Source organism: Gluconacetobacter diazotrophicus PA1 5, from assembly GCF_000067045.1.
Classification (GTDB): domain Bacteria; phylum Pseudomonadota; class Alphaproteobacteria; order Acetobacterales; family Acetobacteraceae; genus Gluconacetobacter; species Gluconacetobacter diazotrophicus.
In genome coordinates, this window is the sequence record NC_010125.1 from 3810082 (window position 1) to 3821680 (window position 11599).

The following is an 11599-nucleotide window of genomic DNA, read 5'->3' on the forward strand; positions in this document are numbered from 1 at the left end:
AAATATGAATAGCTAGTCAATAGCATATCGAGTCTCAAAAAATGAGCATCCACCAAAGATTGCCGGATCTGGCGATCGGTCGTACGGCTGCGCCCGGCGCGGTCGCGGAACCGGCGGTGCGGATTTCCGGCATTTCCAAATCCTATGGCTCGCTCGGGGTCCTGAGCGATATCAGCTTCGATATCGGCCAGGGGCGCGTCCATGCGCTGGTCGGCGAGAACGGGGCCGGAAAATCGACCCTGGTCAAGATCATCACCGGCCTGGTCCGCCCGGACGCGGGTGAAATCCTGGTGAAGGGCCGGCCCGCCGTCTTCCATACGCCGCTGGAGGCGCGGGCGCAGGGTGTGACGGCGGTGTACCAGGACCCGAAGCTGTTTCCCCACCTGGACGTCGCCGAGAACATGTTCGTCGGAAACTATCCGCGTACCGCCTGGGGAACCGTCGATCGCGCGGCGATGTGCCGCCGGGCCGGGGAGGCATTCCGCAACCTGGGGGTGGCGCTGGACCCGCGCGCGCTGGTCGGCGCACTGTCCATGGCGGAACTGCAATTTGTCGAAATCGCCCGCGCGCTGTCCGGCGACGTGCAGCTTCTGATCCTCGACGAGCCGACCTCGCCCCTGACCCCGGCGGAGGCCGAACGGCTGTTCGATATCGTCCGCCGCCTGCGCGGCCAGGGGAAATCCGTCCTGCTGATCACCCATCGGCTGGAGGAGGTGGAAGCCCTGGCGGACGAGGCGACCGTGCTGCGGGACGGCCGGCATGTCGCAACACGGCCGATGTCCCAGATGGAACGGGGGGTGATGGTCAAGCTGATGGTTGGGCGGGAGCTTTCGCTGCTTCAATCCCATGGCCGCGCCGCGTCCCGGGGCCGGGAACTGCTTCGTGTCGAGGGCCTGACCCTGCCGGGCAGTTTCCGGGACGTGTCGTTCTCGCTCCATGCCGGGGAGATCGTCGGCATGGCCGGTCTGGTGGGGGCGGGGCGGTCGGAAATCGCGCAGGCGCTGTTCGGCATGACGCCCGCCGAAAGCGGCCATGTCACGCTGGGCGGCCGTGCCGTCACGCCGTCCACGCCGGCGCAGATGCTGGGGCTGGGCCTGGCCTACCTGCCGGAAGACCGCGACGGGCAGGGCCTGATCATGAGCGAGAGCGTGGCGGACAACGTGACCCTGCCCATAGCGGGGCGGCTGGGCCATGCGGGCCTGCGCAACCGGGCCGCCGAGCGGCAGGTCGCGACGGAGGCTGTCGCTACCTACGATATTCGCACCAGGGGCATCGACAAGCCGGTCGGGCAGCTTTCGGGCGGGAACCGCCAGAAGGTGGCGCTGGCACGATGGCTGGCGACGAAACCCGCCGTGCTGATCCTGGACGAGCCGACCCATGGCGTCGATATCGGCAGCAAGGCGCAGATCCACCAGATGATTGCCGACCTGGCGGTGTCCGGCCTGGCGATCCTGATGATTTCATCCGACCTGCCCGAGATCCTGGCGATGAGCGACCGGATCCTCGTCGTCGCGGCCGGGCGGATCGTCAGCGAGATCGCGCGGGACGACGCCACGCAGGAAGGCGTCATGCGCGCGGCGACGCACAGCATGGAGACGGGGCATGGCTAGCATCGCACGACGCGGCGGGCTGGCCGCGCGCCTGCTTCAGCAGCGTATTTCGGGTGTCCTGGCCTTCATGGTGGTGCTGGCGGCCGTCTTCGCGGCCGTCGCGCCGCATTTCGGCACCCTGCAGAATGGCGAGGTGGTGATTTCCAATGCCGCCATCCTCGCGATCGTGGCGGCCGCCCAGGGGATCGTCCTGATCACGCGTAACCTGGATGTGTCCGTGGGCGCGATGATGGGGTTCGCGGCCTATGTGTTTTGTCCCGGGATTTGGTGGTGCGGATTATGTATGAACCGTGATGGTTCTTTTTCCCACTGCTGACAAATGAATTCATATGGAGTGAGGCCGCGCAGGGTCTTGAGCCTGCGGGCGAAATTGTAGGCGGTAACGAAGTCGGCGAGGTGTTGACGCAACTGGTCATGTGTTTCGTAGTAGAAGCGCTTGACGGTGGCGTCCTTGATCGTGCGGTTCATCCTCTCGACCTGGCCATTCGTCCAGGGATGTCGCGGCTTTGTCAGTCGATGCTCGATATCGAGATCAGCACAGGCCAGTTCAAAAGAGTGGCACCGGAACAGGACACCATCCGCCCGCATGGCCTTGATGTCTTCGGGTGTCCATCCATTGCCGGCCGGATCGGTAAAATGCGTGCCGTTATCGGTCAGCACGGTATGGATGCGGTAGGGAACCGCAGCGGCCAGAGCACGCAGGAAGTCACCGGCAACGCGACGTGTCGCTTTCTCGTGCAATTGGACAAAAGCGAATTTCGAGGTCCGGTCGATCGCCACCAGAAGATAAAGGCGCCCCATTTCAGTGCGGACTTCAGCAATGTCGATGTGAAAATAGCCGATCGGATAACTCTTGAACTTCGACCGTTTTGGTTTGTCGCCTTCGGTCTCGGGCAGGCGGCTGATCCCATGGCGCTGAAAACAACGGTGCAGGGAAGATCGCGTCAGATGCGGGATCGTCGCCTGAAGCGCATAAAGGCAATCATCAAGAGGCAGCAGGGTATGGCGACGGAAGGCCACAACGATCGCTTCTTCTTCGGTCGACAGGATGGTTGAGGATGCGACCTTCGGACCGGTGCGTCGATCCGACGTATCGGTCCGCCCCTTCCATTTGGCGACCGTCTTCGGGTTGATCCCGTAGCGTTTCGCCAGAACCCTCAGGCTCTCTTGACTATGTTGTATCGCTCGACGGACTGCCGCTGTCGTCGTGGCGCTTCCGTGGTGAACCTGGCCCATAGCGCATCCTTCCACTCATGTGAAAATAATGCACCACCAAATCCCGGGACCAAACACCTATGTGACCGCGGATTTCGCGGCGCACCATCCGCAGGCGGGGCTGCTGCTGCCCGTGATCGCGGTCACGCTGGGCGGGGCGCTGGGGGCGATCAACGGGCTGCTGGTCGCGTATGGCCGCATTTCGCCGCTGATCGCGACGCTGGGCACGATGTCGCTTTATCGTGGCGTGACCTACATCTATGCCCACGGGCAGGAAGTGACCGCCAGCCGCCTGCCGCACTGGGTGCTGGCCTTCGTCGATTTGCGCATCGCCGGCGTGCCGGCCCTGGTGCTGCTGTCCGCGATCGTGGTGGGGATGACCGCGTTCTTCCTGCGCCATCTTCCCCTGGGACGGCGGATCTATGCCGTGGGGTCGAATGCCACCGCCAGCCTGTTCTGCGGCCTGCGCACCGAACGCGTCGTGCTGTTCGCCTACATCCTGTGCGGCGTGATGTGCGGATTTGCCGGCCTGCTCTATGCCGCGCGGGTGGGCACCGTGACCGTGGTGCTGGCGTCCGGCTGGGAACTGTCCTCGCTGGCCGCCGCCGTGCTGGGGGGGATCAGCGTTGCCGGCGGGTCCGGGTCCGTCATCGGCGCGGCCCTGGGCGCCATCCTGCTGTCCATGATCGATAATGGACTGGTGCTGCTGCATATTCCCGAATTCTGGCGCATCTTCGTGCAGGGGTGCGCCATCGTGCTGGCCATCGCGGCCGATGGCGCCGTGGCGCGCCAGGTCCGCCTGGCGCTGCGTGCCCAACGTATTGCGAGGATGCCCTGATGAAACGCGCGGATCGCTGGTTGCGGTGGCGCCCCACCGCCTGGGAGGCGTGCCTGGTCGCGCTGATTTTGATGGCCGGGGCGTGGTCGGCCTATCTCTCGCCCTATTACCTGGATATCGGCCAGATCCTGGATTCCGGTCGGCAGTTCATCATTCCGGGTCTGCTGGCCTTCGGCCTGCTGCCGATCGTCCTGACGGGCGAGATCGACATCTCGCTGGCCTCGAACCTGGCCATCGGCGCGGTGTTGCTGGGGCACCTGTCCGCCGCCGGGGTGTCGCCGTGGCTGGCGGTGCCGGTGGTGCTGGCGGTCTGCGCGCTGCTGGGCGCGGTCAACGGCGTGCTGGTGTCCTGGATGGGGCTGCCGTCGCTGGCGATCACGCTGGGCACGATGGGCGCCTATCGCGGCCTGGCCTATGTCGTCGGCCTGGACACCGGATATACCGATTTCGACGACGCCTACCTGTCCGTGGGGTCCGGCTACGTGTTCGGGATCGTCCCGGTTTCGCTGGTCCTGTTCCTGGGCGTGGCGGTGGTGATGGCCTTCGTGATCCATGGAACGGTCTTCGGACGCCGCATCTTCGCGGTGGGCCGGAACAGCGATGCCGCGCGGATCGTCGGTATCGACGTCACGCGGTTGAAGATCGTCACCTACGCGATGGCCGGGGCCCTGGCCGGCCTGGCCGCGCTGGTCTGGATCGGCCAGTACGGATCGGCGCGCGGGGACAATGCCGACGGCAGCGTGCTGTTCGTCGTCACCGCCGTCGTCCTGGGCGGCGTGGACATCAATGGCGGCAGGGGGACGGTGCTGGGCGTGACGCTGGCGCTTCTGCTGCTGGGCACGCTGCGCAACGGGATGGGGCTTGCGAATGTGGGGGGGCCGGTCCAGACGGTCGTCCTGGGCGCCCTGCTGCTGCTTGGCGTGCTGCGTCCCGTCGCCCTGCGGGCCTATCACGCGGTGCGGTCCGGGGCGGCGCGGGGAAAGGCGCAGGCCGCCGGAACCTGACGACCCTGACGGAAGAGTCCCGAATAACAAACAATAAACAACAAGACGGGAGAACGATCGTGCCAGCCATAACCCGACGTGCGGCCCTGATCGGCGCGGTGCTGCTGAGCGGAATGAATCCGGTTTCGGCGGTCCATGCGCAGGACAGCGGTTTCCGGCTGATGATGACCCCGAAATGGACCGGGTTCCCGTATTTCGAGGCCGCCGCGCACGGCGCGCGCCGGGCCGCGAAGGAACTGGGCGATACGCTGGTCTACGCCGGGCCGGATCGGGCCGATGCGTCCCTGCAGGTGGAGACGCTGGAAAATTTCCTGACCCAGCGCCCCAATGGCGTCATCCTGTCGGCGGTGGACCTGAATGCGGTGGCGCCGGTCCTGAAACGCGCGCGCAAGCGTGGCGTGGTGGTGACGACCTTCGATTCCGACGCCGCCCTTCCGGCGCGCGACATGTTCGTCAACCAGCTTTCCTACGAACAGGCCGCGCGCACGATGCTGGATGCGGCGCTGATCGATGCGCCGCAGGGCGGTGAGATCGCGTTCATTTCGGCGTCGCCCACCGCGCCCAACCATGTGGCGCATATGCGCATCATGACGCAACTGACGCAGACCGATCCGAAATACAAGGTCTTCACGGTCGTGGATCGGCAATATGCGCAGGACGACGACGCCAAGAGCTATGACGTCGCGATCAACCTGATGCAGGCGCACCCCAACCTGAAGGTCATCATTTCGTCGTCGGCGGTCAGCGCGCCCGCGGCGGCCCGGGCGATCGACGCCAGCGGCCACGCCGGCAAGGTTTTCGCGACAGGCTTCGCCCTGCCGTCCGCCATAAAGAACTATCTGCAGGACGGTTCGGAAAAGGCCTTCGCGTTGTGGAATCCGGAAGAGCTTGGGTACCTCGCGACCTATGTCACGCATCTCAGGCTTGCCGGTAAGCTGGACCTGAAACCGGGAACCAGCTTCGTCGCCGGCACGGCCGGCACCTACAAGGTGGGAGAGGACGGAGAAATAGATTACGGAAAACCGCTGATATTCACGAAGGACAACATAGAAGCCGCCGGATTCTGATCGGAACCGGCCAACAAGCAGAAAAGGGAATACCCATGCGACCGACCTGTACCCTGACCGCCACGCTGAATGCGCGCCCCGAGAAGCGCGCCGAACTGGTAGAGCTTCTGGAAAGCTTCGTCGAACCGTCGCGGTCCGAACCGGGCTGCATCGATTACCATTTCCATGTCAGCGCGGAGGACCCGAACGTCTTTTATTTCTACGAGAACTGGACCAGCCGCGCCGACCTGGACCGTCACCTGAAGCTGCCGTACCAGCAGGAATGGTTCGGACGGCACAAGGAATTCCTGACGAAGGACGCGGACCTGAAGTTCTTTGAAATGCTGAGCGATCACGACGCGCCCTGATCGCCCGCCACGTCCGGACCGGCGCCCGCCGGTCCGGGTGGCCCCTGGAAAATCCCCTGAGAGGATCACGTCATGACTGCAATGCGCTGGGGTTTGATCGGTGCGACCATCATCGGCCGGGAATGGATGATCCGCGCCATTCGTGATGCCGGCGGCACCATCACGTCCGTCTACAGCACCGACGCCGAGCGCGGCCGGCGCTATGCCCGCGAATTCGACATTCCGGATTCGACGACCGACCTCGACACGCTTCTGCAAAACGTCGATGCGGTCTATATTTCCACGACCAACGACCGTCATCATGCGGAATGCCTGGCGGCGGCGCGGGCGGGCAGGCATGTCCTGTGCGAAAAGCCGCTGGCGACACGCTACCAGGACGCGGTCGAGATGGTCGCAGCCTGCGAGGCCGCCGGCGTCGTCATGGCCACCAACCACCATCTGCGCAACGCGGCCACGCACCGGGCGATCCGCGACGTCGTGGCCGGGGGCCGGATCGGGCGCCCGCTTGCCGCGCGGATCGTGCATGGCGGCGCGCTGCCGGCGCATCTGCATGGCTGGCGGCTGAAGGACGTATCGGCCGGCGCCGGTGCGATCCTGGACCTGACCGTGCATGATTCCGACCTGCTGCGCTTCGCGCTGGACGACGAACCGCGCACCGCCATGACGCTGGCGCAGAATGGCGGGCTGGCGCAGCCCGGGATCGAGGACGCGGCCATGAGCACCATTGCGTTCGGCAGCGGGCTGATCGCCCAGATCTATGAAAGCTTCACGACGCCGTTCCTGCGTACGTCGTTCGAGGTGCACGGCACGGCCGGGTCGGTGATCGCGCAGGACTGCATGTCACAGACGCCCGGCGGCACGGTCACCCTGCGGACCGAAGCGGGCGAGGAATCCCTGCCGCTGGAGCAGGAGGATTATTACCAGCGCGGCGTGCGGGCCTTTCATGCCGCGATCGCGGGGCAGGGACGGCCGGTGGCCACGGGCGCGGACGGCCTGGTGTCGCTGGCCGTAGCACTCGCCGCGCGCCGTTCCGCGGAGACAGGCAAGGCCGAGCCGGTCATGCCCTGACAGGATCATGCGCCGGGTCCCGGCGCGGAGGGATGTCGATATGGATTACGCCGAGATGAATAACGAGGCGCTGCGGGCGTTCAATCAGAAACGCAAGATCTTCCAGATCGCGTTCGTGACGCACGACCTGGAACGCAGCATGCGGCACTGGATCGAGATATTGGGCGTGGGCCCCTGGCGCGTCGCGGCCTTTACCGAACAGACGGTGCAGAATTTCCACGTCGGCGGCGTGCCGGTGGACGAGCCGTTCAAGTTCCTGATCGGTATTTCCTGGGTGGGCGACATGGAGATCGAAATCATCCAGCCCGTCTATGGACCCAACATCTACGCGGCCTTCCTGGCCGAGAAGGGGGAGGGACTGCACCACATCAAGGAACAGATCAGCACCGAGGCGATTTCATCGGTGTTGCAGTCCTATCGCGACAAGCAGGTTCCGGTCACGCAAAGTGGCTATTTCTTCACGGATTTTCATCATTATCTGGATACCGGGCCCAAGCTGGATTTCGTGTACGAGCTTGGCAACTGCCCGGACCTGGACCTGCCGCCCGGCATTTTCACCGTCTTCCCGCCCGAGGCGGAAACGGCGTGATTCGGGGACCGTCGCCCCGCCCGCGAAGGGCGGGGCGGGGCGTTCAGAGTGTCTTCAGCATGCCGCCATCGACGAAATAGGCCGATCCGACGCTGTAGCTGGCCTTGTCCGAACACAGGAAGACGAAGAAGTTGGCCAGTTCCTCGGGGGTTGCGAAGCGTCCGATCGGGGCGTGCTCATCGGCGACCGATTGCAGGTAGGCCTGCCAGTCGCCGCCCTTGTCGGCGGTCAGTTCCTTGGCGGTCTTGATCCAGTCCGGGGTCAGGATCAGGCCCGGATTGATGCAGTTGACGCGGATATTGTCGCGCACGACCTCGGTGGCCAGCGTCTTGCTGAACATCATCAGCGCGGCCTTGGTGACATTGTAGATGGGCTCGTACCACAGCGGCTGCGCCGCGCAGATCGAGGCATTATGCAGCACGACGCCGCCGCCGCGCTTCTTCATCATGGGAACGATGCCGCGCGCCAGCCTGACGGCGGCCATGACGTGCAGGTCCCAGTACATCTGCCATTTTTCATCGGGGGCCTCCATGATCGTCTCGTTCGATCCGGCGCCGGCATTGTTGATCAGGATGTCCACCCCGCCCAGGCTTTCGGCCTGCGCGATGATGGCGTCGGTGCCGGCGGGCGTGCCGACATCGGCGCAGACGATCGAAACCTTCGTGCCGTATTCGCCCTCGATGCGTTTAGCCTCGGCTTCCAGCCGTTCGACCTTGCGCGCGACCAGCAGCAGGTTGCAGCCTTCTGCGGCCAGGCCGGCGGCGACCGCCGCGCCGATGCCGATGCTGGCGCCGGTTATGATCGCGGTCTTGCCACGGAGTTCCAGGTCCATCTGTTTTTCCTATCGTTTCTTCTTGAACGCTTCGCGGTCGGCGGCCGGACGGTCGGGGCCGCGGACCTGCATGTGAATAGCTAGTCACACGAGGATGGAAGTCAAGGTCTTTCGCGCGGTACTTCCTTTATTTTACTGGACTCTATAGAATACGGACCCGCGCGCGCATCGTCGGGAGGCTGAACTGAAGAACGGAAAACGCTATGCGTCCTCGACCGATGTGGCACGCCTGGCCGGCGTGTCGCAATCCGCGGTGTCCCGTGCCTACAAGAAGGGCGGTTACGTCTCGCCCGAGATGCGCAGCCGGATAATGGCGGCGGCGGCCGAACTGGAATATCGGCCCAGCCTGATCCCCCGGATCATGCTGACCGAACGGTCGAACCTGATCGCGGTCGTGGTGGGGGGACTGTACAATCCGCTCTATGCCGGGATCATCGACACCTTGTCGGTCAGGCTGGAAGATGCGGGATTACAGACGCTGCTGGTGCATGCCGAAAGCGGCCATATGCTGGACATCGCGCTGCCGCGCCTTGCCAGCTACCGGGTCGATGCGATCGTCAGTCCGCTGGCGGTCATGTCCGCCGCGACGGCCGAGGCGCTGGACCGGCTGGGCCTTCCCGTGGTGTCGTTCAATACCCCGGTGCGGGGCGGCCTGATCTCGACGATTTCGACCGACGGGCTGGCGGCGGGGCGGGACATCGCGGCCCTGTTCGCGCGGCGTGGAGCCCGGCGCCCCGGCTTCGTCCAGGGGCCGAAGGGCAGTCCGGCGAGCGACGACCGGGAACGGGGATATCGCCGGGCACTGCGCGGGCTGGGGCTGGGCGCGCCGCGCACGGCGCCGGGCGATTTCCGGTATGAGGGCGGGGTCGCGGCGGCGCATGCCCTGCTGGGCGGGCGGGATGCATGCGATGCGATCTTCTGCGCGAACGACCTGCTGGCGCTCGGGGTGATGGACACCGCGCGGCGGCAGTTCGGGCTGCGCGTGCCCGAGGACCTGATGGTGGCCGGCTTCGACGACATCGATATGGCGTCATGGAGCAGCTACGGCCTGACCAGCTTCGTCCAGGATGTCGACCTCATGGCCCGGCACGCCGTGCACCTGCTGACACAGGCGCTGGAGACGCCCGGACGCACGGGCGAGCACGTCGTGATTCCCGCAACCCTGGTGGAGCGGGCCTCGACGGGGGGTGGTGATGCAGGGGGCGATGGCGGGCGCGACCGGGGTGTGCGCTGCGACGATTGACTGGCCCGACGCGCCGGAGCTTTCTACACTGGACGGCATGACGGACGATCGATTTTCCCGCCTGAGCCGCCGTGGCGCGCTTTCCTCGCTCATGGCCCTGGGGGCCGCCGGAATGGGCGGCGGCGCACGCGCCGACACGCCCGCGCCATCGGCCCCCGCCGCGCCCACGCCGCCCAAGGCGCCGGACCGGCAGCGCAAGGCCGAACCCAATGCCTCGCATCCCTCGCCTGCCGACCAGCCGGGCGTGGTCTCGCGCCCGGTCGTGAAGACGCAAAGCGATATCTTCTACCGCCCGACGATCCATTTCTCGCCGACCAGCGGGTTCATGAACGATCCCAACGGCCTGATCTTCGACGGCACGCGCTATCATCTGTATTACCAGTACGATCCGTTCGCCCCCTATGCGGGGCGCGTGCATTGGGGCCATGCGACCAGCAGCGACATGCTGCACTGGCAGGACCAGCCCGTCGCCATTCCCGAAACGAAGGACGGCGAGGCCTATACCGGCTGCGCGGTCATGGACACGGCGAATGCCTCGGGCCTGTTCGAGCCCGGCCCGGACGGCAAGGTCCAGGACGGCAGGACCGGAGGCGGGATGGTCGCGATCTACACCCGCGCCACCCCGCAAAGGCAGGCGCAGTACCTGGCCACCAGCCGCGACAACGGCCAGACCTTCACTGAATACGCCCATAATCCGATCCTGGATATCGGCAGCAATTCCTTCCGCGACCCGCAGGTGCTGTTTCATAAGCCCACGAACCAGTGGGTCATGGTCATCGCCAAGTCACGCCTGCACCAGATCGCGTTCTACGCCTCCATCGACCTGATCCATTGGGTGCATCTCAGCGATTTCGGCCCTTCCGGCCTGTTCGGGGTCGATTACGAATGTCCGAACCTGATCGAAATCCCGCTGGAGGGCGGCGGCACGCGGTGGGTGCTGTTCGTTTCGGTCAATCCGGGCGGCCCGACCGGCGGCAGCATCACCCAGTATTTCGTGGGCACGTTCGACGGCACGCGCTTCATTCCGGACGACACGGTGATCGGCCTGACCGACTTCGCCAAGGACGCCTACGCCCTGCAGGTCTATAGCGGCATGCCGGACGGCCAGGCGGTGTCGATCGCCTGGTTCGGCAACTGGCAGTATTGCCAGGAACTGCCGACGCAAAGCTGGCGCGGCACGATGACCTTGCCCCGGACGATGACGCTGCGGCGCGATTTCGCCGGCTGGATCCGGCTGGCGCAGGCCCCGCGCGGGCTGGAGGCCCTGCGCGGGCCGGCCATTCCCTTCCCCGTCACGCGCCTGGCCGCCGGGTCCAGCACCCAGGTCGCGCTGCCGCCCGGCACGGCGCTGGACCTGGCGATGAGCGTCACCGTCGACGAACGTCCGCACGGCCTGCCGCTGGGCGACAAGGGACGCACCGGCCGTTTCGTCATCGTCTTCGGCAACGAGCAGGGCGAATCCCTGACCATCGGGTTCGACGCGTTTTCCGGCCAGATCTGGCTGGACCGCAACGACCTCCGGGGTTTCAAGCAGCCATTCTTCACCGGCGAGTTCTCGACCGTGCTGAACCCGGACGACCGGCATTTCGAGGTCCGGATCGTGCTGGATGCCTGCACGCTGGAAATCTTCGCCAATGGCGGCCTGTCGGTCGGCACGGCCCTGATCTACCCCGTCGCCCCGCTCGATGTCCTGCGCCTGGAAGCCAGCGGCGCCGCCGCCACGGTCGAAAAGCTCGCCCTGTATCCGCTGCAAAAGGCGATGGACCGCGAAACGGCGGTGTAAGTG

Annotated in this window: 12 protein-coding genes; 10 read left to right on the forward strand and 2 right to left on the reverse strand. The window is 65.5% G+C overall.

Annotation, left to right across the window (positions count from 1 at the left end):
* Window positions 1-41 precede the first annotated feature (41 nt).
* The gene (locus tag GDI_RS17630) at window positions 42-1610 is read left to right on the forward strand and encodes a sugar ABC transporter ATP-binding protein (protein ID WP_012228439.1); all 1569 of its coding nucleotides are present in this window, start codon (window positions 42-44) and stop codon (window positions 1608-1610) included.
* Complete coding sequence (locus tag GDI_RS17635; RefSeq protein ID WP_041249591.1) at window positions 1603-1926, forward strand: hypothetical protein; 324 nt, start codon at window positions 1603-1605, stop codon at window positions 1924-1926. Before GDI_RS17630 ends, GDI_RS17635 begins: the two co-directional genes overlap by 8 nt.
* On the opposite strand, the gene GDI_RS19390 is transcribed toward GDI_RS17635, so the two are convergent.
* Window positions 1854-2846, reverse strand: a complete 993-nt coding sequence (locus tag GDI_RS19390) for an IS481-like element ISGdi9 family transposase (RefSeq protein ID WP_012224956.1) — start codon at window positions 2844-2846, stop codon at window positions 1854-1856. The two genes, GDI_RS17635 and GDI_RS19390, sit on opposite strands and share 73 nt — an antisense overlap.
* A gap of 61 nt (window positions 2847-2907) precedes the next feature.
* On the opposite strand from GDI_RS19390, the gene GDI_RS17645 reads away from it, so the two are divergent.
* The 6 genes from GDI_RS17645 (at window position 2908) to GDI_RS17670 (ending at window position 7738) form a co-directional block, all read left to right on the forward strand.
* Window positions 2908-3663 carry an ABC transporter permease gene (locus tag GDI_RS17645; RefSeq protein WP_231854164.1) on the forward strand — a complete coding sequence of 252 codons (756 nt, stop codon included), beginning with the start codon at window positions 2908-2910 and terminating at the stop codon, window positions 3661-3663.
* Window positions 3663-4667, forward strand: coding sequence for an ABC transporter permease (locus GDI_RS17650; protein ID WP_012228441.1), 1005 nt, complete (start codon window positions 3663-3665; stop codon window positions 4665-4667). The genes GDI_RS17645 and GDI_RS17650 overlap by 1 nt, the downstream gene beginning before the upstream one ends.
* 59 nt (window positions 4668-4726) lie before the next feature.
* Complete coding sequence (locus GDI_RS17655; RefSeq protein ID WP_012228442.1) at window positions 4727-5734, forward strand: autoinducer 2 ABC transporter substrate-binding protein; 1008 nt, start codon at window positions 4727-4729, stop codon at window positions 5732-5734.
* A 35-nt stretch (window positions 5735-5769) separates the two neighbouring features.
* Entirely contained in the window at window positions 5770-6081 is a 312-nt protein-coding gene (locus tag GDI_RS17660) for a putative quinol monooxygenase (protein ID WP_012228443.1), read from the forward strand.
* A 72-nt stretch (window positions 6082-6153) separates the two neighbouring features.
* The gene (locus GDI_RS17665) at window positions 6154-7149 is read left to right on the forward strand and encodes a Gfo/Idh/MocA family protein (protein ID WP_012228444.1); all 996 of its coding nucleotides are present in this window, start codon (window positions 6154-6156) and stop codon (window positions 7147-7149) included.
* 40 nt (window positions 7150-7189) lie between these two features.
* Window positions 7190-7738 carry a VOC family protein gene (locus tag GDI_RS17670; RefSeq protein ID WP_157871082.1) on the forward strand — a complete coding sequence of 183 codons (549 nt, stop codon included), beginning with the start codon at window positions 7190-7192 and terminating at the stop codon, window positions 7736-7738.
* Between the two features lie 43 nt (window positions 7739-7781).
* Here the strand turns inward: GDI_RS17670 and GDI_RS17675 are convergent, their stop codons facing one another.
* Entirely contained in the window at window positions 7782-8570 is a 789-nt protein-coding gene (locus GDI_RS17675; protein ID WP_012228446.1) for an SDR family NAD(P)-dependent oxidoreductase, read from the reverse strand.
* 220 nt (window positions 8571-8790) lie between these two features.
* On the opposite strand from GDI_RS17675, the gene GDI_RS17680 reads away from it, so the two are divergent.
* Window positions 8791-9813, forward strand: coding sequence for a LacI family DNA-binding transcriptional regulator (locus GDI_RS17680; RefSeq protein ID WP_157871083.1), 1023 nt, complete (start codon window positions 8791-8793; stop codon window positions 9811-9813).
* Window positions 9814-9850: 37 nt separating this feature from the next.
* Window positions 9851-11596 carry a glycoside hydrolase family 32 protein gene (locus GDI_RS17685; RefSeq protein ID WP_041249910.1) on the forward strand — a complete coding sequence of 582 codons (1746 nt, stop codon included), beginning with the start codon at window positions 9851-9853 and terminating at the stop codon, window positions 11594-11596.
* The last annotated feature ends 3 nt before the right edge of the window (window positions 11597-11599 follow it).

Bases quoted from the DNA above. Each gene is read 5' to 3' on its own strand.
- GDI_RS19390 (WP_012224956.1), bottom strand. From the start codon at position 2,846: ATGGGCCAGGTTCACCACGGAAGCGCCACGACGACAGCGGCAGTCCGT.
- GDI_RS17660 (WP_012228443.1), top strand. From the start codon at position 5,770: ATGCGACCGACCTGTACCCTGACCGCCACGCTGAATGCGCGCCCCGAG.
- GDI_RS17630 (WP_012228439.1), top strand. From the start codon at position 42: ATGAGCATCCACCAAAGATTGCCGGATCTGGCGATCGGTCGTACGGCT.
- GDI_RS17685 (WP_041249910.1), top strand. From the start codon at position 9,851: ATGACGGACGATCGATTTTCCCGCCTGAGCCGCCGTGGCGCGCTTTCC.
- GDI_RS17650 (WP_012228441.1), top strand. From the start codon at position 3,663: ATGAAACGCGCGGATCGCTGGTTGCGGTGGCGCCCCACCGCCTGGGAG.
- GDI_RS17665 (WP_012228444.1), top strand. From the start codon at position 6,154: ATGACTGCAATGCGCTGGGGTTTGATCGGTGCGACCATCATCGGCCGG.
- GDI_RS17670 (WP_157871082.1), top strand. From the start codon at position 7,190: ATGGATTACGCCGAGATGAATAACGAGGCGCTGCGGGCGTTCAATCAG.
- GDI_RS17635 (WP_041249591.1), top strand. From the start codon at position 1,603: ATGGCTAGCATCGCACGACGCGGCGGGCTGGCCGCGCGCCTGCTTCAG.
- GDI_RS17675 (WP_012228446.1), bottom strand. From the start codon at position 8,570: ATGGACCTGGAACTCCGTGGCAAGACCGCGATCATAACCGGCGCCAGC.